This window comes from Moorena sp. SIO3H5 (assembly GCF_010692395.1).
Classification (GTDB): domain Bacteria; phylum Cyanobacteriota; class Cyanobacteriia; order Cyanobacteriales; family Coleofasciculaceae; genus Moorena.
This window is the reverse complement of sequence record NZ_JAAHHS010000008.1, coordinates 20,878-46,409: the sequence shown is the minus strand read 5'-3', so window position 1 is coordinate 46,409 and position 25,532 is coordinate 20,878. Positions and strand designations below refer to the sequence as shown.

At 42.6% G+C, this 25,532-nt stretch carries 23 protein-coding genes and 1 pseudogene; 13 read left to right on the top strand and 11 right to left on the bottom strand.

Annotated features, from left to right (window positions below; translation table 11 throughout):
• Positions 1-225 precede the first annotated feature (225 nt).
• Positions 226-1,440, top strand: coding sequence for a decarboxylase (locus tag F6K52_RS02260; protein WP_293073438.1), 1,215 nt, complete (start codon positions 226-228; stop codon positions 1,438-1,440).
• A 301-nt stretch (positions 1,441-1,741) separates the two neighbouring features.
• Entirely contained in the window at positions 1,742-3,079 is a 1,338-nt protein-coding gene (locus F6K52_RS02255; protein WP_293073435.1) for a hypothetical protein, read from the top strand.
• A gap of 4 nt (positions 3,080-3,083) precedes the next feature.
• Here F6K52_RS02255 and F6K52_RS02250 read toward each other — a convergent pair whose 3' ends face one another.
• The gene (locus F6K52_RS02250) at positions 3,084-4,805 is read right to left on the bottom strand and encodes an asparagine synthetase B family protein (RefSeq protein WP_293073432.1); all 1,722 of its coding nucleotides are present in this window, start codon (positions 4,803-4,805) and stop codon (positions 3,084-3,086) included.
• Positions 4,806-5,163: 358 nt separating this feature from the next.
• Here F6K52_RS02250 and F6K52_RS02245 point away from each other — a divergent pair, with 358 nt between their 5' ends.
• The 3 genes from F6K52_RS02245 (at position 5,164) to F6K52_RS02235 (ending at position 9,049) form a co-directional block, all read left to right on the top strand.
• On the top strand, positions 5,164-5,376 hold the full coding sequence (locus F6K52_RS02245) for a hypothetical protein (protein ID WP_293073429.1): 213 nt from the start codon (positions 5,164-5,166) through the stop codon (positions 5,374-5,376).
• A 795-nt stretch (positions 5,377-6,171) separates the two neighbouring features.
• Positions 6,172-7,299 (top strand): patatin-like phospholipase family protein, encoded by a 1,128-nt coding sequence (locus F6K52_RS02240; RefSeq protein WP_293073425.1) that lies wholly within the window; start codon positions 6,172-6,174, stop codon positions 7,297-7,299.
• Positions 7,289-9,049 carry a hypothetical protein gene (locus F6K52_RS02235; RefSeq protein WP_293073422.1) on the top strand — a complete coding sequence of 587 codons (1,761 nt, stop codon included), beginning with the start codon at positions 7,289-7,291 and terminating at the stop codon, positions 9,047-9,049. Before F6K52_RS02240 ends, F6K52_RS02235 begins: the two co-directional genes overlap by 11 nt.
• Positions 9,050-9,323: 274 nt before the next feature.
• Here F6K52_RS02235 and F6K52_RS02230 read toward each other — a convergent pair whose 3' ends face one another.
• A complete protein-coding gene (locus tag F6K52_RS02230) occupies positions 9,324-9,497 on the bottom strand; it encodes a hypothetical protein (RefSeq protein ID WP_293073420.1) in 174 nt (57 codons plus the stop codon).
• Between F6K52_RS02230 and F6K52_RS02225 the strand changes: the two genes are divergently transcribed.
• Positions 9,496-9,930: a helix-turn-helix domain-containing protein gene (locus tag F6K52_RS02225; protein WP_070396139.1), complete on the top strand. Its 435-nt coding sequence runs from the start codon at positions 9,496-9,498 to the stop codon at positions 9,928-9,930. The two genes, F6K52_RS02230 and F6K52_RS02225, sit on opposite strands and share 2 nt — an antisense overlap.
• Here the strand turns inward: F6K52_RS02225 and F6K52_RS02220 are convergent.
• The 5 genes from F6K52_RS02220 to apcB all read right to left on the bottom strand — a co-directional run bounded on the left by F6K52_RS02220 (position 9,908) and on the right by apcB (position 13,094).
• Entirely contained in the window at positions 9,908-10,210 is a 303-nt protein-coding gene (locus F6K52_RS02220) for a hypothetical protein (RefSeq protein WP_293073416.1), read from the bottom strand. The genes F6K52_RS02225 and F6K52_RS02220 overlap by 23 nt on opposite strands.
• A gap of 81 nt (positions 10,211-10,291) precedes the next feature.
• A complete protein-coding gene (locus tag F6K52_RS02215) occupies positions 10,292-10,873 on the bottom strand; it encodes a Uma2 family endonuclease (protein ID WP_293073413.1) in 582 nt (193 codons plus the stop codon).
• Between the two features lie 127 nt (positions 10,874-11,000).
• Positions 11,001-11,576 carry a Uma2 family endonuclease gene (locus F6K52_RS02210; RefSeq protein ID WP_293073410.1) on the bottom strand — a complete coding sequence of 192 codons (576 nt, stop codon included), beginning with the start codon at positions 11,574-11,576 and terminating at the stop codon, positions 11,001-11,003.
• A gap of 33 nt (positions 11,577-11,609) precedes the next feature.
• Positions 11,610-12,293, bottom strand: a complete 684-nt coding sequence (locus F6K52_RS02205; RefSeq protein ID WP_293073407.1) for an SOS response-associated peptidase — start codon at positions 12,291-12,293, stop codon at positions 11,610-11,612.
• Between the two features lie 291 nt (positions 12,294-12,584).
• Positions 12,585-13,094: an allophycocyanin subunit beta gene (apcB, locus tag F6K52_RS02200; protein WP_293073404.1), complete on the bottom strand. Its 510-nt coding sequence runs from the start codon at positions 13,092-13,094 to the stop codon at positions 12,585-12,587.
• A gap of 852 nt (positions 13,095-13,946) precedes the next feature.
• Here apcB and glnA point away from each other — a divergent pair.
• Positions 13,947-15,146: pseudogene (glnA, locus tag F6K52_RS02195) on the top strand (type I glutamate--ammonia ligase); the annotation flags it as partial.
• Between the two features lie 313 nt (positions 15,147-15,459).
• Positions 15,460-15,639: a hypothetical protein gene (locus F6K52_RS02190; RefSeq protein WP_293073401.1), complete on the top strand. Its 180-nt coding sequence runs from the start codon at positions 15,460-15,462 to the stop codon at positions 15,637-15,639.
• A 306-nt stretch (positions 15,640-15,945) separates the two neighbouring features.
• Here F6K52_RS02190 and psbU read toward each other — a convergent pair whose 3' ends face one another.
• Complete coding sequence (gene psbU, locus F6K52_RS02185; RefSeq protein WP_293073465.1) at positions 15,946-16,419, bottom strand: photosystem II complex extrinsic protein PsbU; 474 nt, start codon at positions 16,417-16,419, stop codon at positions 15,946-15,948.
• Between the two features lie 571 nt (positions 16,420-16,990).
• Between psbU and F6K52_RS02180 the strand changes: the two genes are divergently transcribed.
• From F6K52_RS02180 to F6K52_RS02165, 4 genes are all read left to right on the top strand, one after another.
• A complete protein-coding gene (locus F6K52_RS02180) occupies positions 16,991-17,629 on the top strand; it encodes a peroxiredoxin (RefSeq protein WP_293073398.1) in 639 nt (212 codons plus the stop codon).
• A gap of 288 nt (positions 17,630-17,917) precedes the next feature.
• Entirely contained in the window at positions 17,918-18,904 is a 987-nt protein-coding gene (locus F6K52_RS02175; RefSeq protein WP_293073395.1) for a cysteine synthase A, read from the top strand.
• A 568-nt stretch (positions 18,905-19,472) separates the two neighbouring features.
• On the top strand, positions 19,473-19,838 hold the full coding sequence (locus F6K52_RS02170) for a hypothetical protein (RefSeq protein ID WP_293073392.1): 366 nt from the start codon (positions 19,473-19,475) through the stop codon (positions 19,836-19,838).
• Between the two features lie 305 nt (positions 19,839-20,143).
• Positions 20,144-20,737 carry a sigma-70 family RNA polymerase sigma factor gene (locus F6K52_RS02165; protein WP_293073389.1) on the top strand — a complete coding sequence of 198 codons (594 nt, stop codon included), beginning with the start codon at positions 20,144-20,146 and terminating at the stop codon, positions 20,735-20,737.
• Between the two features lie 78 nt (positions 20,738-20,815).
• Here the strand turns inward: F6K52_RS02165 and F6K52_RS02160 are convergent, their stop codons facing one another.
• Both F6K52_RS02160 and F6K52_RS02155 read right to left on the bottom strand, forming a co-directional pair.
• On the bottom strand, positions 20,816-21,181 hold the full coding sequence (locus F6K52_RS02160) for a hypothetical protein (protein ID WP_293073386.1): 366 nt from the start codon (positions 21,179-21,181) through the stop codon (positions 20,816-20,818).
• A 403-nt stretch (positions 21,182-21,584) separates the two neighbouring features.
• A complete protein-coding gene (locus tag F6K52_RS02155; protein ID WP_293073383.1) occupies positions 21,585-22,727 on the bottom strand; it encodes a glycosyltransferase family 1 protein in 1,143 nt (380 codons plus the stop codon).
• A 33-nt stretch (positions 22,728-22,760) separates the two neighbouring features.
• Here F6K52_RS02155 and F6K52_RS02150 point away from each other — a divergent pair, with 33 nt between their 5' ends.
• Positions 22,761-23,003: a hypothetical protein gene (locus tag F6K52_RS02150; RefSeq protein ID WP_293073380.1), complete on the top strand. Its 243-nt coding sequence runs from the start codon at positions 22,761-22,763 to the stop codon at positions 23,001-23,003.
• Here F6K52_RS02150 and F6K52_RS02145 read toward each other — a convergent pair.
• The gene (locus F6K52_RS02145) at positions 22,932-25,502 is read right to left on the bottom strand and encodes a CHAT domain-containing protein (protein WP_293073377.1); all 2,571 of its coding nucleotides are present in this window, start codon (positions 25,500-25,502) and stop codon (positions 22,932-22,934) included. The genes F6K52_RS02150 and F6K52_RS02145 overlap by 72 nt on opposite strands.
• Positions 25,503-25,532: the final 30 nt, after the last annotated feature.

The following is a 25,532-nucleotide window of genomic DNA, read 5'->3' as shown; positions in this document are numbered from 1 at the left end:
GCGGATCTGGGAGTAGGCAATATGGCATAACAAATTATCACAATTCCTACAGGGATACCTGTTGCACCTAGAATACAAATAATGCTATTAGATGATAATGGTATTATTTGGTTGATAATCCAACAAAATTCACAAAATCTATCGGGTTAAATCTTTTGCAAGTTATAAATTAACTTGCTTTTTTTTTTGCCATCAAAGAGATTAATTTTAGGCAAAACCCTATCAATGATGCATCCTACTATCCTCGACACCCGAGGCCCCAACTACCAGGAACTTCTAAGTATCTATGGTTCTCCCCTTTATGTGTATGATGGCCTAGGCTTGAGAAAAACCATTGAGCAGATTACCCAGGCTATTCCCTATCCCCACACTAGGTTTCGCTTTGCGAGTGTCACTAATGGCAATATCTCCTTGCTCAGGATTTTTCGCGATGCCGATTGGGGACTCCATGCTAATACACCTGGTGATATTTATCTGGGTATGCTGGCTGGGTTCGTACCCCAACAGATTGTTTACAGTGGCAGCAATCTCAACCGTGCCGAAATGGTGCAGGTCCTAAATTGGGGAGTATCTACCCTTAATCTCGATAGTTTGGCACAATTACAGCTCTGTTGCGAGGTCTATCAATCATTACCAACAACTGCTAAACCTGCCCAACTCAAGCTAGGATTGCGGTTGAACGAACCAACCCTGACTGGAGATAGCCGGATTGGAGTTCGTCCCGAAGAGTTTCCAGATGCGATCGCTATTACCGAATCTGCTCAACTTAAACTGAGTGGATTACATTTTTATCGGGGTACCGGTACCAACGCCACCCTCGCCTTTACCCAAGTTATTGATGCCCTAATCACTATTGCGCAACAATTACCAGATTGGCACTACCTGGATTTTGGAGGTGGTTTTGGCTATCCCTATCGCCATCAAAGTATTACTTTTGATTGGAAGGAGTTTGGTCAGGTATTAACGGAAAAGTTACAGCAACTCGGAAGAAGGATTGAGCTAGTGATTGAACCAGGACGAGCTGCGATCGCAGGATGTGCAATATTACTAGCAACCGTTGTTTCGGTGAAATGGCAGGGGGATAAACAAATTGTTGGAGTTGACACCACCGTAGCCAATCTTTCCGTACCTTCTGTTCATGGAGGGTATCGAGAAATTGTCACCTTAACTACTCTACATTCAGACCCCCTTTACCAGACCGATGTTTGTGGAAATACTACCTATTCTCGGGACTATTTGGGACGGAATTGTAACCTGCCCAAACTAGCCATAGGAGATACTTTAGCAATCTTAGACGTGGGAGCCTACGGTTATGCAATGTCATCCCATTTTTTACATCGTCCCCGCCCAGCAGAAGTTTTGTGGGACCAAAACCACCATCGTTTAATTCGCCACCGTGAAGATTATCAGGTGTTGTTGGCAAATCAAGTATTTGAATAAAACCCCTTTGTTTAATTGTATGCTGTATAGCGTTTATTATAGCAATTCTATATCCCATAAGGTACACATTGATCCCCCTAAATCCCCCTTAATAAGGGGGACTTTGAGGTTAAGAAGCCTACCTGATAGCTATAAGAAACGCTATAGCTATTAGGTACACAATATTTTTTGCCTGTTGCCTATTGCCTATTCCCTGTTCCCTGTTCCCTGTTCCCTGTTCCCTGTTCCCTGTTCCCTGTTCCCTGTTCCCTTTGGTATACTTTGATAATCTAATCTCAATCACCTTTAATTTACGAAAATCATGAAATGCATTCAATGTAATACAGATAACAATTTCAAGGAGCGTATAGCTAACCAGGGACGTTGTAAACGCTGTAATCATCCCTTCGCCTTTGAACCAAAGACCATGGGTAAATTTAAGGTTACAGATTCATTTTTTAACCAGGTTATTAAGGACATTTCAGCTAACAACACCCTATTTTTTACTTATAAACAATTTTTATACTTTTTAGAGCAACGATTTAAGCGAAAAAGATTTGTTAATAGTAATCTATTTAGTGGTTTAGTTTACTTGTTTTTAACTATCCTAGGACTAGTTTGGTTACATTATTCAGGCTTATTAATCCAGAGCGAATCTTTGCCTTTGATATTAGGATTAGCCATCTGGAATTTTATTTGGATATACATATTATTTAAAATCAGTAATTCCCCCCAATTGAGTCTTCAAGTTCGTCGCAAGGGTGCAACTGAATTACAAATTGTTGGTGTTTTTATCTTGATTGTCGGATTATTTATCAGTTTTTCTAGCAGTTCCCGGCTAGGGTACTTGGTTACAGCTACAGTTGGCTTAAGCGCTTTGTGGTTAGGTTTAGTTCAGAAACGTCGCATTGCCAAAATTTCGGAAACCTTCTTGATCAGTGCTACACAAATGGAAGAATGGTTGAATCTATGGAGAAGAGCCAATGGTGAGGTTAATTTGATGCTGGATGCACCAACAACTGGTGTACAATCTTATCAGTCAAGTAGTAACCAAACTCCCGATTTGACAGCCTATAGCTTCGATCGTCTAGTGGTTTGCGACAAGGATGAAATTGCCCGAATGTTGATTGCCAATAACGTCCACTTTGAAAATAACTGTGCAGTCCTAGGTATTTCCGGCTATCCCCAACCCATCTTCAATATTACCATGGAAATGCTACGTCGTAATCCTGATTTGCAGGTTTTTGCCTTACATGATTGTAGTCCTGAGGGGATAAAAATTGTGCATGAACTGCGTAACAATCAAGGTTGGTTTGCAGGAAGTAATGTGGTGATTGTGGATGTGGGACTGTTACCCCGTCAAATTATGGCATCAGCAAAAACCATAAAAACTATGTTTGTTCAAAAGTCGGATAGCTCAGCACAAACCGCTAAAAATTTAACACCTCAAATTCGGCAAAATTTATCCCGTCAAGAATTGGAGTGGTTGGATGCAGGCTATTTTGTGGAGTTGGAATCCTTTCCCCCCCAAAAGCTAATTCGGATTCTCCAGCAGAGTATGGCAAAGAGTCAAGCAGTAGCTTTTGGTAATGAAGGAGCAGATGAAACAAGTAACAGTTTGTCATTTGAAATTTCATTTTATGTAGATAGCTTTGGTTAATTGATCATTTTCCATTAACCTGCAACCAAATTTCTAGACTAACTAGCAACCATAACTTGATACCATACCGTCGCCAGGTATCATTCTCATAGTTGAGCCATTCTCGAATTAAGGCTTGATTGAGATAGGGAGCGATGGCAGCTTTGCGATTCAATAATAATGCTTTTGCTTTTCGTTGCCAGTATTGCTTAAATCCTAATTTAACTGGAACCATCATGCCACTTTTGGGACGAAAGACAATTCGCTCTGGCAACAAGTCGGCTACAGCTTGTTTTAACACCGCTTTCTCTTGGGCTCCCATCAGTTTGTATTCCGGTGGAATCTGCATACTCAGCTCTACAATCCGCTGATCGAATAGGGGAGATCTCCCTTGTATAGTTGCTGCTTGGGTGAGATTACTAACTTTAGTTAAGATATGGTCAGCTCCTTTAAATTTTATATTTAAGGCCATCAAGCGATTCAAGTAACTGTTCTTTGAGTGCAAGTCTTCAGAAAACAGGTAGGGTTGATCACGCACTGCTTCCCAAATCTCTGGCTTTAGTAATTGAGGTAGATCCTTGGCACATTTCTTGAAGGAAAGCAGATAGGCTTGAAGGGGATCAAGGTGAGTAAAACTGTTATATAATTGGTTAAGCAACATCGGTTGATTTTTAGGTCCACCAAAGCAAGGGTCTCCCCCTTCACCGTTTAGTATTACCCCTACGGATTCTTTTGCCAGTTGCCCAATTAATAAATTAGGTACTGTTAAACCATCGCCAATGGGATCGTCCAACCATGCCATGGTTTCTGGTAGTCGCTCCCACATCTGCTGGAAAGTAATCTCCAGGATGTGATGATTTGTCCGACAGTGGTTGGCGACTAAGCTAGAAAATTCTAATTCATTGGCACAGTTTGCTCCAAAGTGAATTGAGAAAGTATGTACTGGTTCAGAATGTAACTGGGAGGCTAGGGCAGTAATACTACTAGAATCCAAACCCCCAGAGAGAAATACTCCCACTGGTTTCCCTACTGGTAAATAGTCTTGAACTACCTCTTCGAGAGACCTGCGTAATTGCTGAGAGTATACTTCTAAGCTGGGTTTATCCCCTGCATTTTCTGCTGTGGTATATTCTGGTAATTTCCAATAGGTTTGGATTTCGTGATCCGGGAAACAGATAACTGTACCTGGTCGTAATTCTCGCACACCTTGCCATAAGGTTTTGGCTCCGGGGACAAAAGCACAACATAGATAGTCCCGTAATGCTACTAAATCCAATTCTCCGTTGTGATGGGGTCTGAGGGAGCGCAAATTAGGAGCAATCCAACGGGTTGACCCACTATCGGTATAGTATAGGCTTTTTCCTCCAATGCGATCGCGCCCTAACCATAATTTTTTTTGTGTTCGATCCCAAATTGCTAATCCAAACACCCCTAGGATTTTGGTGAATGTATCTACTCCCCAATCGTCCCAAACCCTAGCTACCAATTTCAGATCCGATAGCAGATCACTATCTTTAGTACCCTGCAATCGTAATAGCTGTTGGCGATTACTTAACCATACATCTCCCACAATTACAAAGTTTCCAGAGGGACTTATTACCTGTGGAGAAGTGCCATGGGATGGCTGGGAAGGAAAAATAGCTAATTGTTGATCCTGCCATGTAGATCCAGTTAGTTGACTCACTTTTCCCCAGGCTAAATGCCAGGTTTGGGAGACAGTTGGTTGGGAATAATTATTATTGAACACTGTGAATGGGTTTGCTCATAGCCCGGCTGTTTTATTTTATAGCAGTTTTCTATCTTACGATTAATTTTATTTAAACTTTAGTTAATTTGATGTCGGTGGGCAGTGCCTATAAAACCGATTACAAACTGATTTTATCCCTCTAAAGTACTGCCCACCCTACGATTAATTTCTATTGCAAATTCCCGATTCCCGATTCCCGATTCCCGATTCCCGATTCCCGATTCGTTCATTCTTCATTCTTAATTCTTCATTCTTCATTTTGCTGATTTCTTAATAAAAAAAAATTTCTAAACCCCTTGACAATATATGTATTTATGGATAAATTAATAGTGTCCACAAAATCAATCCATAATTTCAGATGAGTAACAATTTTCCTCCTTCCGACAACCAAAGTCCTAAACCCAAGAAAGCCAAGCTCCTTTTGATCGGTTCTCCTGAAAAGGTTCGCAAAACAATTAATGCCATTTATTCCCTTAAGTATGCGGAGCCAGAGGAGTGGAGCACTCCGGAGCCCACCGGAAAGCCTGGTGAGGTTATGACCTTTTTGATTCGATATTTTTACGTAGATTAAGATAGGATTTTGCCAGGGGGCAACCCTGGCAAATCAGGACTGGTGAAGGATGTTTTGTGGAGGAAGATAAAGCAGCATGAAGCAGAATGAGTTGGAATGTTATTGCTTTCCAGCAGTTGCTGACTAACTCGGGAATCATGTCATAGTTGATCTGAAATTATCGATAGTTGAGTGCAGCTCAGCTGTATTTGTGGAAGGTTAAAGTAAAGAAATTGGTCAAGGATTGGGGTTAACCCAAACTTGACCTATTTTTTTTTAGGGAATAGGGAGATAGGGGAGATTTTTATTAAGTGCGTTCGCGTAGCGTAGCCCTTCGGGCTAATCGCCTTTGGCGCGGCTGAAGCCTTTGGCCACGCTACGCGAACGCCGATCGCGTAGCGTGACCTACGGTCAATGGCGAAGCGCTAGCTTTTTGGGCTAATCGCCTATCTTGTATGGTGCGTTAACAAAGTGTAGGGCACCTGTTTAACTATCAGTAATGGGTTCCCGTAGCGGCTCAATGGGCGCGCATCCTTTTCTTAACCAACACAGTGAAACGGCTACACGTTAGCTTACAAAAGGGTTTTGAGTTTTGAAGTGGAGTTAATGACGTGAGTCGAGAGAAAAAAAATTGGTGGTAACTCAAAAGATTCCAAAATTGGGTTTTGAGATCGTCTTTAAGATATAAAAGCCCCAAAAGCTTTGATTAGGAAGAATAAATTAAAATATCGAAAAGGCGGCTATAAGATTTTGTAGTCAAATTTTATCGATTAATTTTGAACACAAATTATTGCTAAAAATTAGTGAAAATAAATCATGAGCAATTCTAACTTCTTAATTCTGACATGCGACGGTGGTGGTATTCGTGGTTTAATCACTGCCATGATTATACAAAAACTGGATCAAGAGCTACATTTTCTTGATAAGATTGACCTGTTTTCAGGAACGTCAACAGGTGGACTAATTGCTTTAGGATTAGCTAGCGGTGTTCCCATATCCAAGCTAGTTGATATTTATGGTACTAGTAATTGTTCTCAGATCTTTAAACGCTATAATCCTAATGAATCCGTTGTAAATCGTTTGGTAAAAATTGTTATTGATAAATTACCTAATACTTCTAATATAAAAAAGGTTGTAGACAATATAAAGAAGCTTTTGTATGTCAAATATGACAACACTGGTTTAAAAAGTGTTTTGGAAAGCAATCTAACACAACCATCACAATCCTTAGGGGAGCTAAACTCTAAAGTTAGAGTAACAACATTTCAGCTAAACAATACTGATAAAAATACTTCCCCTTCCTGGAGACCAATTACACTTGACAATCTACCAAACAATCCAATTAAGAGCCAAGAAACAACAATCTTAGATGCGGCTCTTTGTACCAGTGCTGCTCCAGTTTATTTTCCTCCTTATAAGCATCCAACTTATGGACTCTGTGTAGATGGTGGCGTATTCGCTAACAACCCTAGCACATTAGCTTTGGCAAGAGTACTCAATTCAGGTCTTCTTGGAGAACGGAAACTCCAAGACATTAGAATGCTATCTATTGGTACGGGAAAAACTCAGCACGATCTTCCCCCTAGTTATCAGCCAGAAGGAACTTTAAGATATGGTGTAACAACCTGGCTTTGGCCATTATCAGCAGATAAAGTACCTAGATTTCCATTGCTTTCAGTCCTCATGGATAGTTCATCAATAATAGATAATTTTCAAGCAAAAATGTTATTAGGAGATTCACAATATCAGCGGATAAATGTCGAACTTACAGAAACTATTCATNTTTTCATTATACCACGGCAGGTGAGCAATCCCTCACCTGCCGTGTCGCGTTTCCACCTCGGATTAAAATCACGGGGCTACCACGCTCCCGCGTTCTTCCGTGTGGGAGAACGTTACCTTGATTCCTACCTACAAAGAGAATTAATGACTAATGATTCTTAACAACCCAAAATCCCAAGTGGACAAAAGCTGGAGTAGTTGGGTCATAGTTCTATTACTGCTGGTGTGGATAGCGATCGCAGCAGGTTTACGGTTTACCTATCTGGCCGGAAAACCCCCCTGGTCAGATGAATTTGCCACCCTAGTGTTTAGCCTGGGCAATAGTTTTCGGAGGGTACCGCTGGATCAGGTGATTACTTTAGATACCCTCTTAGCTCCCCTGAAACCAAACTCTAGTGCTAGCATCAATTCCGTTATTAATAACCTAATCACGGAGAGTAATCACCCACCACTGTACTTCGTCCTCACCCATCTGTGGCTGAAGCTGTTTCCAGGCCATGGGCAATTGGTATCCCTGTGGGTAGCGCGATCCTTAAGTGTCCTACTGGGAGTAATTTCAATTCCAGCCATGTTTGGCTTAGGTTGGTTAGGGTTTCGCTCTTCCCTAGTGGGTCACTTCGCAGCAGCACTAATGGCTGTTTCTCCCTATGGCATCTATCTGGCCCAAGAAGCTCGACACTACACTCTAGGGATTTTATTAGTTATCGCTTCAGTCAGTTGTTTGGTGTACGCTACGCGATTGACCTACAGTCACGCTACGCGATCGCTTCAACAGCAGACTCCCTTGCCGATTTACATAGCATTAATCTGGGTTATTGTCAATAGTTTGGGCATAGCTGTCCATTACTTTTTTGTCCTGGTGATCGCAGCTGTGGGACTGGTAATGCTTGGGTTGCGGATTGGGTCAGGGGGTTCAGTGTTTTCTTGGAAGTACTGGTGGCGAATTTACGCAGTGGCCCTCGGAACATTAATGGGAGTCTTAGTTTGGCTGCCAATTTTGCCACGCCCCTCCAGTAATCGTTTAACAGAGTGGGTTCACCAAGACACAACCCTGAGCAATTTGCTCGAACCTGTAGCTAGACTCTTGTCTTGGCTGATCACCATGGTAGTGATGCTGCCAGTAGAAGGGCAATCCCTACCGATTATGGTCGCCTCTGGACTAGTAACAGTAATATTAGTGGTCTTGATAGTGCAACTGTTGCGTCGAGGACTCAGAATTCAGAGGTTACACTCCCAGACTAAGGTCATGACTCAGATTTTGGGCGGGTTCGTGGTGGGAGCGATCGCATTATTCTTGTTAATCACTTACGGTCTTGGCATTGATTTGACCTTAGCCGCTCGTTACCAGTTTGTCTACTTCCCCATCGTAATTATGTTACTAGCAGCAAGCTTTGCCAGTTGCTGGAGAGCTGCCCAAGGGAAAGATCAGCAATGGGTAGCACTAATCCTGTTGATGGGATTGGTAGGTGGAGTGATAGTAGCATCCCATGTCAGTTACCAAAAAGCCGATCGACCCGATCTTGCGATCGCTAAAATGTTAGAGATTAGTCATTCCCAGTCTCAATCCCTGCCAGTCCTGATTGCCACAGTTCACAAAAGCCATGAACAAACAGGAGAAATGATGGGGTTAGCGTGGGAATTGAACCGTCGCCAAGTCGTTGATGCTGCCATTAATTCACCCCAGTTTCTCTTAGCACATAAAGACACCGAGCCAAGGGTAGCTACAGAAACCCTACAAAAAACTGTGGCTCAACTCCCTAAACCTTTAGAATTGTGGGTAGTCAATTTTTCTGCCTCTGTTGAGTTAGAAGCCCAAGGTTGTATTAAGGATAAACAATCTATATCTAAAGTCCCTGGTTATCGATTTCGACGGTATTACTGTCAGAACCACGGGGCTGAGGGCATTGAATAGGCGAGAGTGTGGGCACAGGGGGGAGTGTTGGAAGTGTGGGGGGAGAAGGAATAAATAGTTTTCGATAATTTGGTATAGTTAAAGATATTTTTGCTGATTTTTATCGTAATTACTGCACATAAATCAGCCATTTTGCTAAACGTTTATTAATCGATTCAAGACTTAATGCTTAATGCTTAATACTTAATGCTTAATACTTAATGCTTAATACTTAATGCTTAATACTTAATGCTTAATGCTTAATACTTAATGCTTAATACTTAATACTTAATACTTAATAATCTCTGTTCCCTGTTCCCTGTTCCCTGTTCCCTGTTCCCTGTTCCCTGTTCCCTGTTCCCTGTTCCCTGTTCCCTGTTCCCTGTTCCCTATAAAACTTGGCAATTGCTGTAATTGTATGGTATATTTCCGAATAAATTAATAGCGCTAGAGTAAGTTGTCCGATCATGATAGATACCACCCAAGCCGCCTATCTTCTAGGTATTTGTCCTCAACGAGTTCGCCAACTCCTGAAAGAGGGCAGAATTCAAGGAGCCGAAAAAGTTGGTCGCTTTTGGCGGATTCCCCTGTATAACGGTATGCCCAAGATAGTTCCCGGTAGCCGAGGACCACAAGGCTCCTGGAGAAAACAGCCCAGCAAATCCCTGACTCACATCTACCTCAACTCCGAAGTACTTCACAAGAATGAAACAAACCATACAACAGACCCAGTGATTACAGTTAAACGGGGTAATCGCGATATCAACTGTCATTATGTAGAAATCAGCGGGCCATCCCGGTTAGTCTATCGACCCGAGTCTCCCAAGAATGGTGGTGCCACCCTTTGGATAGAGGTTGAGCCTAATGTGGAGGTTGTAACTAAGGTTTTTGGTCAGTATTAACATCTTCAGAATTAAGCTCAACCACTTCTAGGCTGTATCCTCTTTGCTTAGCAATCCGCTTAGCTTTGGCTTGGGCTTGACTAGAGGAATCAAATTTTAGTGCTCCCCCTGCATGAGGACACCAATTTAACCGTTCCATACCACCTAATAACTCTAATGAAGCTAGGTAATTAGAGCTGTTGGATTCAAATAATACGTACCTAGGTCGGGATGAAGTGCTGTTAGTAACGTCGTGAGATTCTTGGCGACGTTGTTGTTTTAGTTTTGACGCACGACCCATAGCATACCTCTATAAAACTAGTGTTGAATGTTTAAAAAATTATCATTCCGGGGGCAAGTGATTAGTCACGAAAGCACAATCCTAGGTTGACCAAAGATAGTGTAAATCCAGGACAAACCCAGGCAAAACCTCCTCCCCTGATAAAGTCTTCGGAGAATCCAACACCTCCACCACTTGTCCTGGTCGATAAATTTCCACTTGCCGTGATTGAGGATTAATTAACCAGCCCAGACGTACCCCATTTTTTAGATATTCCTCCATCTTGGATTGAGTCACCGTTAACCGATCAGTTGGAGACATTAATTCTAGCACAAAATCCGGGCAAATCGGTGGAAACTTCTGGCGTTGCTCTGGTTTAAGTGAATCCCAGCGTTGTTGTTTAATCCACGCTACATCCGGAGAACGGTCAGCACCATTAGGGAGTTTAAAGCACGTCGATGAATCAAAAACTTTACCTAGCTTAGTCCGTCGATTCCAGATCACAAAATCAGCATTTATTTCTGAATTACGGTTACCAGTTTCTCCGCCAGTAGGTGACATAATAATCACTTCTCCCTTGGCATTGCGCTCAAATTTAATCTCCGGGTTATTTCGACATAACTGATAAAATTGGTCATCAGTCAGTTCAATAATAGATTTGAAACTTACTGTAAAAGTTGACATAAAATTTATAAATGCTATCGAAAATTGTCTAACAGATTTAACAGTAACTATTGCTTAATTATTGCTCAATTAAAAAATAGTGATGCTCTTAAATAATCGCTACACGAACGCCAAACAAATTTTAGGCTTACCAAAGATAGTTTAAATTTAGGACAAACCCAGGCAAAACTTCCTCCCCTGATAAAGTCTTCGGAGAGTTTAACACCTCCACCACTTGTCCTGGTCGATAAATTTCCACTTGCCGTGCTTGAGGATTGATTAACCAGCCCAGACGTACCCCATTTTTTAGATATTCCTCCATCTTGGCTTGAGTCACCGTTAACCTATCAGTTGGGGACATTAGTTCTAGTACAAAATCCGGGCAAATCGGTGGAAACTTCTGGCGTTGCTCTGGTTTAAGCGAATCCCAACGTTCTTGTTTAATCCATGCTACATCCGGAGAACGGTCAGCACCATTAGGGAGTTTAAAGCATGTCGAAGAGTCAAAACAAACCCCTAATTTAGCTTGTCGATTCCAAATACCTAAATCAATGATAATTTCAGCATTACGGTTACCCGTTTCTCCCCCAGTAGGTGACATAATAATCACTTCTCCCTTGGCATTGCGCTCAAATTTAATCTCTGGGTTATTTCGACATAACTGATAAAATTGGTCATCGGTCAGTTGGATAATGGAATTAAAATTTACTGTAAAAGCAGTCATGGTGATTGAAAATGTATAATGGTATAAACTATTTTACTTATTATCAATTTCCACAGGGATGATACACTCAGCACTATTATTTCTGACATTATTCACAGTAGTGCTAACGGGAGAAACACTCATCTTTTGGGCATCATAGGGAATCAGTAGTGGCTGCAATAGCTCCCGTTGACTTACCTGATGATGCAGCCATAAATCATAATCCCTAGGTTCTAATATGACTGGCATCCGATCATGGATCGGACTAATAATGTCATTAGCTACTGTGGTTATAATTGTACAAGAAGCAATTATCTCACCCGCTGGATTTTTCCAACGTTCCCAAAGTCCTGCAAAGGCAAACGGACGCTTATCTTTCATCTGAAAATACAACGGTTGCTTCTTGCCATCCTTTCGTCGCCACTCAAAAAAACCATCCGCTACAACCAAGCAACGCCGACGACGGAATGCACTACGAAATGCTGGCTTTTCTGCTACCGTTTCTGCTCTAGCATTAATCAGCTTTGCACCAATTTTAATATCCTTTGCCCAACTAGGAATCAAACCCCAACGTAACAATTGCCATTGTCGCTCACTATCGGTTGAGGGGTTTAAGACTGTTGCTACCAGCTGAGTAGGGGCAATATTGTACTTAGCCTCCTGGGTTGGTACATCATCTAAATCAAAAGCTCGCGCTAGGCTTACCCCTAGAGTTGTTAGGGTGAATCTACCACACATACTGGACGAAATTTAGTATTTATGTACTATCTTATAAGCAAGTTATCCGTCCTGAGTACTAAAAACCAGCAAGCCTGTATTGAGCGTTTCGGCAAAGCCGACGCTACGCGTTCGCGTAGCGTGGCCTACGGCCAATCGCAATTAAATCAGCAATTACCCGATTCCCGATTCCCGATTCCCGATTCCCAATTCCCGATTCCCGATTCCCAATTCCCTGCACGAAGCCCTATAGTACGGGCAACCAGTCCGGTCACCCGTAGAACCGTCAACTGTCAACGAACCATCAATGTATTAAAGATCTGTTTCGCTAAACTCACGATTCATGTGGTCAAAGGGCTGATCAACAAATCCGATATTCCCGATACCAGCTTCTGTTGCCATTGCTTTGACCATATCTTTCATAATCTCAATCCCACGAACCGTTGGACCGATTGGCACACCTAGGGAATTATAAGTTTCCCGCAACCCTTGTAGAACCCGCTCATCCAAGACATTGGTATCACCAGCAACTAAGGCATAACTAGCATAGCGCAGGTAATAATCCAGATCTCGTAAACAAGCAGCATAACGACGAGTTGTATAAGAATTGCCACCTGGACGCAACAGTTCAGGAACTTCCTCATACAGTTGTGCTGATGCTTGCTTGACAATAGAAGCAGCATTGCCATTGATTAAAGTAGCTACAGCCACCCGAGCGGTGCCAGTTTCAAAGTAAGACTTAAGTGAATCGATGGCATCCCGATCTAGGTAGCGACCTGAGCTATCATAATTCCTAATCAAGTTTGTGACTAAATCCCTCATTAAATTATTCTCCCAACAACAATCTTGATAATTTTGATTTACTATTGGTGTCTTCCCATGATTTAGGGCGAGAACTCAACAGGTACAGAGCGCTACACTATGCACTCCACAGGAGTTAAACAGCAAGTTCAATGTTTACTTAACTTCAGACGCTATAATTGGCTGGAGCTAAGCGTATACATATCTTTCATCACTAGATTGTACCCTGTTGCTTGTTGCTTTCATGCTTAATGCTTCTTTAGAATTCGGCGTTGCCCACCATCGATAGGAGCGATTAATTGCGCAAGACACTCCCAGAGGGGGGAAACAGGGAAACTAGAACCGACCGACCCAATGCTCCCACTAACCCCATTGCTTATATAGAGGCGATATAGAGGGATTTAGACAAAACCTTCCGTTAACCAGAGCCTAGTCTCGCCATAGTCTCCCTTGCTGAGCAGACAAAGACCTTCTCTTGAGCCTTTGTTGTAGCCTTTTTGCCAACCTGACTGAGTCTAGAACTCGAAAATTTAATTTTTTATTCATATGAGATCCGATCATCTTAGGACATTCTGTATTGTTAGATACATAATGTCCTACTTTCTATCCCTAGGATGAGTCAGGAATCAGGGAACTACAACTTTTCACTGTTCAAGGGAAAAGCAAATCAAGATGCTTTTAAGGAAATTGTGCTGCTTGCAGCACTCACAAAAAAAGTATCTCCCCACGAATAACTGACTCGGATGCTTACCCAGTCAGTCCTCGGTTTGGGAAAGCTTCAGTGTCGCCAATTTTGGTAGAGTCACTGACTCAAGTAATTTTATAAGGTTGTTTCTTTGTAAACACACGTAAAGCTGATCAAAGGAGTCATTCATGCCTGAAACCCCACAAGACGTCTTGAAAATGATTCAAGACCAAAACATAAAAATCATCGACCTTAAATTCATTGATATGCCAGGGATCTGGCAGCACTGCTCGTTTTACCAAGACCAAATAGAAGAGAGTTCCTTTGACGAAGGAGTTCCCTTCGATGGTTCAAGCATTCGGGGTTGGAAAGCAATCAACGAATCTGACATGGCAATGGTTCCTGATCCCACAACGGCTTGGATCGACCCATTCATGAAAGAACCAACCCTGAGCATGATTTGCAGCATTAAGGAACCGCGCACTGGGGAGTGGTACAGCCGCGATCCTCGCAGCATTGCTCAGAAAGCCCTTGACTATCTGAGCAGCACTGGCATTGGGGATACCGCCTTCTTTGGTCCAGAGGCTGAATTCTTTGTGTTTGATGATGTTCGCTTTGACCAAACCGAGAGCCAGTGCTACTACTATGTAGACAGCGTTGAAGGTCGTTGGAATTCTGGTCGAGAAGAAGCAGGTGGTAACCTCGGATATAAGCCTCGCTATAAAGAAGGTTATTTCCCTGTTGCTCCCACAGACACCCTGCAAGACATGCGTACCGAAATGCTGCTCACCATGGGAGAGTGCGGTGTACCCATTGAAAAGCACCACCACGAAGTCGCTACAGGTGGACAGAACGAGTTGGGTATCCGCTTTAACACCCTAATTAAGTCTGCTGACGATCTGATGATTTATAAGTATGTCATCAAAAATGTTGCCAAGAAGTATGGCAGAACTGTCACCTTCATGCCCAAACCAATCTTTAACGACAATGGTTCCGGGATGCATACCCACCAATCGATCTGGAAGGATGGGCAACCCTTATTCTGGGGTGATGGTTACGCCAACCTAAGTAAAATGGCGCTCAATTACATCGGTGGTTTACTCAAGCACGCCCCGGCTCTGTTAGCACTTACCAACCCCAGCACTAACTCCTACAAGCGACTAGTACCTGGGTTTGAAGCGCCCGTGAACTTAGCTTATTCCCAAGGTAACCGTTCAGCTTCCATCCGCATTCCTCTATCTGGCCCCAATCCCAAGGCCAAGCGGTTAGAGTTCCGTTGCCCTGATGCAACCTGTAACCCCTATCTCGCCTTCGCTGCCATGCTCTGTGCTGGTATTGATGGCATCAAGAACGAGATTGATCCCGGTGATTCTCTAGATGTGGATTTGTGTGATTCTGGTCCTACACTCCGTGCAGTGTTTGTTGCGCACAAGCAGACCTCATAGCCTTGAAATGGATATTGGTCTTAAGTATCTTGTCTAGCTCAGCATTATTCAGATACTTTCCTGCTTTAAACAATATTTGACGGCAATAATATATACCACAGTTAGTTAGCTTATTAGCTTCCGAACAAATAAATCCTATAACCGCTCTATTCTCGGGACTTGTAGTTATTATGTGCTGCTGGCAACCATACATTTTTATCGACATGTATGCTGTGTTATCTTAATTGTATACCCCAATAAGTAATGGGTCAAGTAAATGCCAGAGAAAACTATAAATAAAATGGGAAGACCAAGTCTTCATGGTGAACGAAAGAAGTCGTATAGTGTAACAGCAACAAGAGAGGCTTGGGATGGATTAAAGGAAATGGCAGCGGCTTCGGGATTGAGTCTTTCTGAATTCTTGGAGAGACTAGGCAGGACAAAAAAATTACCATAACACGATCACCGGGATAAATCCCGGCACGCTGGCCGTAGGCCACGCTACGCGAACGGAATCCACGTATGGGAATTAAGTGGCTAACTCTTGCTTGATGTTATTTTGTTTAGGGATAATAAACATCACTGTCTCGGTGTTTATTACCCTGACGGACAAGCACGCAGCGTAAACTATTTCAGCTAGTGTTTCTGTTCAGCTGAGTCAAAGCCCTTTAAACCCTGGATTGATCTAGCTAAGCGCTTAGCGCTTAGCTAGAAAAGCTTTATCTAGAGACAAAAAATCTAAAGTTAACTACCGATGGCGTTATTAGTACACGCCAGGATTATAGCGATCGTCGCCCGCATTATAAATCTCTGACCGAGGAGTCACGGTAAAATTACCTTGATCAATTTGCTTTTGTAACAGTTTCTTCTGGCGTTTGCTTAGTCCCGGAATTTTCAGAACATCTTCTACTGACTTGTAGTCCCCCTCCTTTTTAGCATAATTAACAATCTTACTAGCCAAGGTTGGGTAGAATCCGCGATATTGGCGAAACTTACGCATAGGAGTATTGTTCAGGTCAGTCTTCTTACCAAACTCCGTGCCTAACTTGCGATCAGCCGCATTGCTCTTCTTGGATGACCGAGCGATTAAAGCGGTAGATGAGGGCAACGTTAAGTTATTTAAAGAAAATGTGTCTGCTGAAGACATAGGGGAAGCGATCGCACTTTGGGGTAAGCCTAAGCACCCCAAGCTAAGCACTAGAAGGCATAACACTGCCAGATGAACCAGTTTTCTCATCATAAAACTCCTTACTTACACAACACAGCACTAAGAGAAATTAATCTCTGTGGGTTTAGTTTAATTTTTGTTTCTCATCATCTCATAATATCGAAGTCCAGACACAAGACCTCAACTTTTTCCAGAATATCAGAAGTTACCACCCTAGTTCATTGACAAATGTTGCTTTGTAAGGTATAAGCTATCAGCTTAAGCGCTACGCGCAATCCGTGCTTTTAGGTGCGACCCGTTCGCGCACCTATAGCGAATTTAATTCATAATGGGTCAAGCTTTAAATAAAATAAGCAACTCAAGTAGCATCAGCCTTGGCCATTGGCGAATGGCTGACCGCTGACCCCTGAGCGCTGACCCCTGACCGCTGACCCCTGACCCCTGACCGCTGAGCGCTGAGCGCTGACCGCTGACCGCTGACCCCTGAGCGCTGACCCCTGAGCGCTGACCCCTGACCCCTGACCGCTGAATAACGAATTCCTAAGCCAATCCTAAAATAGATCTAAAAGCTGAGGGATAAACCTGACTTTTGTGGCAGGATATCTATCCTGAGAAGAACAAATAGCAACAGGATTTAGCCATGACTCTACGATTGGGGGATACCGTACCCGACTTTACTCAGAATTCTAGCGAAGGTGAGATTAATTTGTATCAATGGGCAGGAGATAGCTGGGTAGTGCTGTTTTCTCACCCAGCGGACTTCACCCCAGTTTGCACCACCGAGTTAGGTATGGTAGCTAAACTCAAGCCCGAATTTGAGAAGCGCAATGTTAAAGTGATAGCCTTGAGCGTGGATGATGTTGACTCCCACAAAGGCTGGATTGGAGATATCAACGAAACCCAGACAACAACGGTCAACTACCCGATTTTGGCGGATCCAGATAAAAAGGTGTCTGACCTTTACGATATGATCCACCCCAACGCTGATAATACCCTAACCGTACGCTCTGTTTTCGTCATCGACTCACAGAAGAAATTGCGGTTAGTGTTAACCTACCCTGCTAGCACCGGTCGTAACTTTGACGAAATCCTGCGGGTGATTGACTCCCTACAGTTGACCGATGACTATAAAGTCGCTACTCCTGTTAACTGGAAAGACGGGGATGACTGCGTCATTGTACCATCCATCAAAGATCCAGAAGAGTTGAAGGAAAAGTTTCCCAAAGGATATGAGGTAATTAAGCCCTATCTGCGGATGACACCCCAACCTAACAAGTAATATCAAGTTCGGTTGAATACCCATAATAAAAGTGTGGGGAGATGGGGAGATGGGGAGATGGGGGAGATTTTTATTAAGCGATGCAGCGCCTTCATGCGGGGGTTTCCCCCATGAGCGACTGCATCAAGACAGGGTAAATATCCTGACATGATATAAAATAATTATCAGGTCTGAAGGATGAAGGATTAAGGATTCTTCATCCTTCATTCTTAATTCTTCATTCTTAATTCTTCATTCTTAATTCTTCATTCTTAATTCTTCATTCTTTATAATTTAAACTTGATTGAAATGGATATCACAGCAGGTTTTGTTGACACAGTTGGAAATACACCACTTATTCGCTTAAACAGCTTTAGCGAAGAGACGGGTTGTGAAATCCTAGGGAAAGCGGAGTTTCTCAATCCAGGAGGTTCTGTAAAAGACCGAGCTGCCCTCTATATTATTAAAGATGCAGAAGAAAAAGGCTTACTCAAACCTGGGGGTACAGTGGTTGAAGGAACCGCTGGGAATACGGGCATTGGTCTAGCTCATATCTGTAATGCTAAGGGATACAAGTGCCTGATTATTATCCCGGAAACTCAATCCCAAGAAAAAATGGATACCCTCAGAACCCTGGGAGCTGAAGTTCGCCCAGTGCCAGCAGTACCCTACAAAGACCCCAATAATTATGTAAAGCTTTCTGGACGCATTGCCCAAGAGATGGATAATGCCATCTGGGCGAATCAGTTTGATAATCTGGCAAACCGACAGGCTCATTATGAAACCACTGGGCCAGAGCTGTGGCAGCAAACTGACGGGAAAATTGATGCTTGGGTTTCAGCAACTGGGACAGGTGGGACCTATGCAGGGGTGGCGATGTATTTGAAAGAAAAAAATCCTAACCTTCAATGTGTGGTGGCTGACCCCATGGGTAGCGGTTTATACAGTTATGTCAAGACGGGTGTTATTAAACCGGAAGGTAGCTCTATTACAGAAGGTATCGGTAACAGCCGTATTACTGGCAATATGGAAGGGGCTCCCATTGATGATGCCATTCAAATTGATGACCACGAATGTCTCCGGGTAGTTTACCAGTTGCTGAGCCGGGATGGATTATTTATGGGAGGGTCTGTTGGGATTAATGTCGGAGCTGCTGTTGCTCTAGCTAAACAAATGGGACCTGGTCATACAATTGTGACTGTGCTTTGTGATGGCGGTGGTCGTTATCAGTCACGGCTATTCAATCGGGAATGGTTGGTATCTAAAGGACTTTCTGTGGGTGATTGCAGCTCTTGAGGAAAAAGGATCAAGGGTTCATAAGCTTTGTAAGTATTCAGCCAATGGCAACGGGAAACGGGGAACAGGGAGCAGAAAGAAATCCTTGACACTTGTTACTAATCTTTAAGAGTAACACAAATAAAAACAAATAAAAGTACCCTTTCGAGTACTGTCACAGATGCAAGCAAACTTGGTATTCTAATTGATATGGATCAATATCAAGCCTTGCTCTGTGAGCACCTTGAGCACCCTAGGCACCACGGATGTCCCTAAAAAGACACCTACACAAACCGGTGCCAAGGCTTTTCACTTTGGAAAGACACCTCAAGTCAACTGAGCTTTTGGTTATAACTGGAACCATTACTCCTTGCCTGTATAGGTTTAGGAGCTGATCGTTGTTTGCAAAAAGTGTAGCATGGGCGTCGCGGGTGAACTGACCGCTCAAACTAGATAAGTATAGATCAGTGTCACAAATCAAGACTTAATTCTCATTATTTATTAAGAATAATGATGAGGCTTTTTCAAGAAAAACTGAAGTAATAAGCCTGAACTTTGTATGTTGATTTTTCTAGAGGAAGTACACCCGATGCAAACCCAAGACCTCCTAAAATCCCCTAATCGTCAAAAATTTGATGCAGTAGTTGATTCTAGCTGGAACCAAAAAGAAAACTCTGAGGTATATACATTTATTAAACGCCAAATCCAGTACTTCAATCTTGAACAAGAACTTGATATAGGCCAGATACTTTTTGAGGGCTGTCTTCGTGGCGTTAGCAAAATTGAATCTGGACAAGATATTCAAGACCCCTCAGACTGGCTAAAATCTACCTGCTTCTACATAATCCTAGAGCATATCCGAATCACTTACGTCTACAGCAGTTTTGACTGGGAGCTGACCACAGGCAATTGGGAGGAAGCATCCCAAGGGCACGCCATGGGTAGCTACAACTAATGATGATTACAAGGGCTATAGTCAGCTATACTCATTAGGGTCACTCTGGGACAAATGTAAGTAGGGAGGCATCCTAAAAAACCCCTATGGAAAGATTTTTTATGCCAATTTGGCAACACAGCTCGTTAACCTCATTGTTTCATGGTTATACCCTTGATCAATTTATTTTCCCCGACCTACTTATCAATGTCACAAATCGAAGCTTAATCGTCACTAAGTGAATAATAGTGATGATAAGCTTTCTCAAATACAATTGAAAGTCAGGGGCATCATGTGCTTTTATCTTTCCCAAGGAAATACACTAGATGCAACCTAGAAAACCTCCAAAGTCCCCTAATCGTAAACAATTTGATGCCGCTGTTAATTCTCTTTTAAACCAAAGAGAGAAATCTGGACTGTTTGCATTTATTGAGTTCAGACTCAAGCAGTTCAATCTTGAACACAAATTTGATATATTTGACATATTTATCGAAAGCTATATTCGCGGAGTTAGCAAAATTGAATCTGGACAACATATTGAAAATCCATCAGCTTGGCTAAGAACAACCTGCTTAAATGTGATTAGAGAGCATTTTGCCAAGAAAGGAAAGCATTGGAAAAAAGAACGTGAATTTAGCTCTATAGAATACCAGATTAGCGCCAATGATACTTCCGATTATTTATCGGATCAATATGTCAAAGAAATATTGTCAGATATTAGACAACTAGTAAGTCCTCTAGATTTTGATATTTTTGTGTTACGAGTGATGGAGGAATTGTCCTGGATTGAAATTGAAGAACGGCTGAACTTGGCAAGTAATGCAGCCTTGCGCAAACGATATCAGCGTATGAGGAAAGTTTTGAGAGACTATTTTTTTGATATCGACAACTCTATGCTCGAAGACTATGGTTTATCCTGAAGTAAGCATATGCGCGTAGGGCATATGCTGAACGCGCACGCGTGCGCGTAGCGCATTAGCTGGATGTAATGGTGATTCTTAAGGATTTCCAGTGAAACAAGCAAATTTATGACGTAGAGTTTTACTGGTCTCAGGTGATTTCTGGCAAACAAAGATTTCTAAATACTCTTCCAACTTGGCGATTTGGTTTTTATAGGTATCAATATCATTGTCACTCAGCCAGCTAAAGTGTTTGGCTATAACTAGATCAGCTTTATCTATCAACAGGCTAAGGATTTGGTCAGCTTGGGCTAGTTCGAGGATCTCAGCCATACGGTTGGTCTCTGACATAGACAAACTTGGACGCGCTGCCAGTTGGCAATACTCCAGCAATAGTTCCAATCGGCGTAGATTTGATTGGGTTGGGCTTTCTGTTGAGATCGTGTACCTAGAAAATCTGTTCATGTCACACCACTTGTTACTTTGATTTGGCTTCAGTCTTGATTGCGCTTCACTACATTAGTGAGATTTTTTCTGTAATTAGGACAAGAATCCAAGGGATTTTACAAAAGCTTTATATCTCAGAGGTTTTTTATAAAGCAACCATGAAGGTTGATCAGGTTGAAGGTTGATCAGGTTGAAGGTTGATCAGGTTGAAGGTTGATCAGGTTGAAGGTTGAAGGTTGAAGAGGTTGAAGGTTGAAGAGGTTGAAGGTTGAAGGTTGAAGGTTTAATAAGCAGTAACCAGTAACCTGTAACTGGCTAACCTGTAACCTTGGCCTTTGGCCACGCTACGCGAACAACCAGCTAACCTGTTCCCTATTCCCTGTTCCCTGTTCCCTGTTCCCTGTTCCCTGTTCCCTGTTCCCTATTCCCTATTCCCTGTTCCCTTTGCTATATGAGTTAGAATCTCTACCGTAGCTTGCCCAGTTTTTTGCCAACTAAATTCACTGGCTCTAGCAAGACCTGCCATACGAAGATGCGATCGCATTTGAGAATCGGTTGCTACTGCTGCCATAGCTGCTGTGATTTCCTCAGGGTTGTAAGGATTGATTAATATAGCGGCATCTCCAGCTACTTCGGGTAAGGAAGAGAGATTAGCTGTAATTACAGGAGTACCGCAAGCCATTGCCTCTAATACAGGGATACCGAAGCCTTCCCAAAGACTGGGGAATACAAATGCGATCGCATGTCTAATCATGGTCGGTAACTGGTGCTGAGGAACATATCCCAGGAATTTGACCTGAGTGGATATATTCAGTTCCTCCGCTTGGGCTTCCAGCAATGGTGTGTAGCGTTTATCCGTTGCGCCAGCAATCCAGAGTTGGTAGTCCTGGCAATTGGGTAGAGCAGCGAAAGCCTCAATCAGCCGATGGAGGTTTTTGTGGGGGTCTGGGCGTCCGATGTAGAGAAAATAGGGACAATCTTCCTGGTTTTCCCCATTTTTTTCACCATCTACTGTATCCAGATAATAATATTGATTGGCATCGTAAGCCAGTAAGACCGGGGTGATTTTTGCAGCTGGAATCTTGAAGAAGTCAGTAAGGTCTCTAGCAGTAGCCCTAGAGTTACAGATGATGTGTTCTGCTTGACCAAGAACTTGGGGGATATAGTAGCGTTGGTAGGTAGTTAAGGGTGAGAAACCCTGCGGAAACCGTAACCCAATCAAATCATGAACCATTACCACATAGCGGCAATTGGTGAACAGGGGAGCTTCTGGAACAGGAGAAAACAGAAGATGCGTTCGCAATTTTTGATAAATTCGCGGCAGTTGAAACTGAGTCCACAACAGACGGCGAAAATGTCCTTTCGTGCCTTGTTCAGGGCTTAAGTTACCTGGAATTTCGTAGCAAGTGTAGGGAGTAGCACTACAGAAATTGCTAGACGCAGTGGAAGAAATTAGTAAGGTAGGGTCGAGAGCTTTTAAATAAGGAAAAAGATTAGCGGCATAGTTAGCAATACCCGTAGGTTTGGAAAATAGAATCGAGAGATTGACCAACAACTGGCTCATAAATAATTTAGAATTTAGAATTTAGAATTTAGAATGAGCTATTTTGAAATGCTATATAGCGTTTCTAGGACTCATGAGGTACAGTATTATTTGAGGTTGATTCCCGGTTTTAATGCAGTGCATCGCTATTCCCTGTTCCCTGTTCCCTGTTCCCTGTTCCCTGTTCCCTACTCCCTACTCCCTACTCCCTACTCCCTACTCCCTTTACAACCAATTACCGACCAGAATAAAAGGTGCCCAAAACAGAGGTTCGTTAAACTGGCTATCCCCAATTAAATCTAGTTGGGCTTTCCTGACAGCTTCTGCTTTGGTGATTTCTGGCTGTTTTAGATATTCGTAAAACTTGTTGATGAATATAGCAGTGGAGTCATCACGCACTTTCCACAATGTCCCTAAGGTAGAACGCGCTCCCGATTGAATCGCAAAACCCGCTAACCCTAACATAGCTTGATCGTCCCCTTTAGCCGTTTGACAAGCACTAAGAACGAGTAAATCAATTTGGTCTTCTCCCAACAATTGTTGACTACGGAGCAGTTGCTCTAATTCTTTGACATTAATTTTATTTTCCCAGGTTAATATAAACGTCTCCTCAGCTTTGGAGCTAAACTGACCATGAGTAGCTAAGTGTATCACATTAGAGGTTTTAGTAGTTATTTCCTTAGACACTCTGTTGCTAGTGAATTGTTGATTGAGCATGACTGAGTCTGGGTTCAAGCTTTTAGCAATTTGCTCAATTTCCTGCTTCACCCCTGGTAAAGATTTAAAGCCTTGACGAGCTTCACTCAATCCCCCAGCAATTATACTAAATTTCTCTTTTCGTAACGGTTGTGGATCCAGCAGTTGCAACCCTAGAGACACGGAAATATTGTATTTTTCTACGAGATACTGCTCTCCATCGTGTAAGGCTGCCATCGGCAGTTTACGTAATTTGCCATCCAGGATAAACACCAGGGTTTTGGTATCCGTTAAAATTTGCTCTTGTTCCGCAGGTCGGATTAGCCAGTCATAAACTTTTTGGAGGTGAGGTAAGCGTTGGTCTTGCTTAAAGACAGGATGGAGGGAGCTCAAAAATCTGGTCAGGGTTTGATCCACCTCTGCTGCAGACACAGAAGTAGAATAATAGCCAATGGGTTTACCGGGGGCGGAGACAATCACAGCTAAACGTTCTGGCAAAATAATCGGGTAAATTACCGTTGCTGACTTGTCAATCTGATCAATTTCGGCAAAATTAGCATCTAAACAAGCTTGCCGGAAAAAGTTATCCAGTTCTGCTAATTGTAAATCCTCAATGACCTGGCGTGCTTTTTTAAGATACTCTTGACTAGGATTACCCTCTAGCAACAATTCTACCAGTTCTCGGTATACTGGTTCAACGCTTTTTCGGAAGGAAAACTGGATATCAGGATTAATGGAAACCAAATCACCGCGCAAGGTTTTTAAGTCTTTGACTGCTTCGGTATATGCCGCGATCGCTTCCGTGGATTTTCCCTGTTTTTTGTGCAATTTACCTAATTCCCAAGCCGCTTGGGAACTAATTTCCGTAGCGTTAATTTGTTGGGCAATAATTAAAGATTTTTGAGTAAGCTTGATAGCATCAGCTAACTGACCATTGCTACCATAAAGTTTGCCCCAGTGATAGAGGGCATAGGCTTCAGCTTGGGCATCCTTGAGTTTTCGGGCAGATTTAACCGCTTCCACAAGGATTTGATTGACTTGTTGGAGCGTCAATGATTTACCTTGTTTACCCATTTGTTGCCAACTAGCGGCTAAGTTTACTGCCCCATAAACAGAGGAGCGACTGGGCTGTAACTGGCTCAGTTGTTGGTAAATTCGGGGAGCGATCGCATTAGCATTTTGCCACTGTTCTAATTTAACATAAAGGCGTAGTTGGTTGAGGCGAGTTTTAAATTGTTCTTCTGGATTGGTAGTGGCTTTTTCTGCCCGTTTAAAGTAATCTAATGCTGCTGAATTATCTCCAGCATCAAGGGCTGTATTGCCTAAACTCAACAGGATAATACCTAATTGGTTAGTGGCTTCCATATCCTGAGCAATAGATAAGCTTTGTTCGAGTACCTCTCTACTAGCGCTTACATCCCCCAACACTTCTAAAGCAATGCCTAAACTTCTGAGCATCCCTACTTTAACCGTAGAATTTTCGGTAGTTGATAATTGTTGATTAATCTCTTCGAGTATATCTTTGGCACGATTATAAAATCCTAAGCTTTGGAGGGCTTCAGCTTGGTTAATTTGGCTAATAAAAGCACCAGTTTTATCACCAGCTTGATCATAATACTTGTGTGCCTTTTCAAATGTTTCTAGGGCAGATTGGTTTTGTCCAGTGTGGAACAGGAGTCTAGCTTTGGTATTAAGAATTTGTGCCCACAGCAGAGGATTGTTACTGGTAGCTGATTCCACTAACTTAAGGCTGGATTCAATCGCGGTTTGGGCAACATCCCACTGACTTAGGTGTTGGTAAGCTAAAGATAGATAATTCAAACTCAAGGCTTGATGGAGAGAGTCACCCCGAGTTGCGTAATCTTGGGCTGCTTGTTCCCAAATTTCCGCTGCTTGGGCAAATTGTCCCCTGTTGAAATAAGCTCTGCCTTGGTTAAGTTTACTAACTTGACTGGTAGCCTGAGGAGTTTGGGCGTGCAAGGTTGGAGCAATACTGACTTGGGGGTGGTTAAGGGATGCGATCGCTAAACTAGGAGTAGCTATCAGTGCTAGCAATAAACTGGGTAATCCGACGGTGACTAAATTTAGGATGGTTTTCATGATTGTATTGGTAATAGATTAATGGTTAAA

Coding starts and splice junctions, on each gene's coding strand:
- F6K52_RS02225 (WP_070396139.1), top strand. CDS start 9,496: ATGATAGATACCACCCAAGCCGCCTATCTTCTAGGTATTTGTCCTCAA.
- F6K52_RS02260 (WP_293073438.1), top strand. CDS start 226: ATGATGCATCCTACTATCCTCGACACCCGAGGCCCCAACTACCAGGAA.
- apcB (WP_293073404.1), bottom strand. CDS start 13,094: ATGAGGGATTTAGTCACAAACTTGATTAGGAATTATGATAGCTCAGGT.
- F6K52_RS02170 (WP_293073392.1), top strand. CDS start 19,473: ATGCAAACCCAAGACCTCCTAAAATCCCCTAATCGTCAAAAATTTGAT.
- F6K52_RS02165 (WP_293073389.1), top strand. CDS start 20,144: ATGCAACCTAGAAAACCTCCAAAGTCCCCTAATCGTAAACAATTTGAT.
- F6K52_RS02205 (WP_293073407.1), bottom strand. CDS start 12,293: ATGTGTGGTAGATTCACCCTAACAACTCTAGGGGTAAGCCTAGCGCGA.
- F6K52_RS02150 (WP_293073380.1), top strand. CDS start 22,761: ATGAGCTATTTTGAAATGCTATATAGCGTTTCTAGGACTCATGAGGTA.
- F6K52_RS02245 (WP_293073429.1), top strand. CDS start 5,164: ATGAGTAACAATTTTCCTCCTTCCGACAACCAAAGTCCTAAACCCAAG.
- F6K52_RS02190 (WP_293073401.1), top strand. CDS start 15,460: ATGCCAGAGAAAACTATAAATAAAATGGGAAGACCAAGTCTTCATGGT.
- F6K52_RS02180 (WP_293073398.1), top strand. CDS start 16,991: ATGACTCTACGATTGGGGGATACCGTACCCGACTTTACTCAGAATTCT.
- F6K52_RS02160 (WP_293073386.1), bottom strand. CDS start 21,181: ATGAACAGATTTTCTAGGTACACGATCTCAACAGAAAGCCCAACCCAA.
- F6K52_RS02235 (WP_293073422.1), top strand. CDS start 7,289: ATGATTCTTAACAACCCAAAATCCCAAGTGGACAAAAGCTGGAGTAGT.
- F6K52_RS02145 (WP_293073377.1), bottom strand. CDS start 25,502: ATGAAAACCATCCTAAATTTAGTCACCGTCGGATTACCCAGTTTATTG.
- F6K52_RS02175 (WP_293073395.1), top strand. CDS start 17,918: ATGGATATCACAGCAGGTTTTGTTGACACAGTTGGAAATACACCACTT.
- F6K52_RS02215 (WP_293073413.1), bottom strand. CDS start 10,873: ATGTCAACTTTTACAGTAAGTTTCAAATCTATTATTGAACTGACTGAT.
- F6K52_RS02230 (WP_293073420.1), bottom strand. CDS start 9,497: ATGATCGGACAACTTACTCTAGCGCTATTAATTTATTCGGAAATATAC.
- F6K52_RS02210 (WP_293073410.1), bottom strand. CDS start 11,576: ATGACTGCTTTTACAGTAAATTTTAATTCCATTATCCAACTGACCGAT.
- F6K52_RS02155 (WP_293073383.1), bottom strand. CDS start 22,727: ATGAGCCAGTTGTTGGTCAATCTCTCGATTCTATTTTCCAAACCTACG.
- psbU (WP_293073465.1), bottom strand. CDS start 16,419: ATGAGAAAACTGGTTCATCTGGCAGTGTTATGCCTTCTAGTGCTTAGC.
- F6K52_RS02255 (WP_293073435.1), top strand. CDS start 1,742: ATGAAATGCATTCAATGTAATACAGATAACAATTTCAAGGAGCGTATA.
- F6K52_RS02220 (WP_293073416.1), bottom strand. CDS start 10,210: ATGGGTCGTGCGTCAAAACTAAAACAACAACGTCGCCAAGAATCTCAC.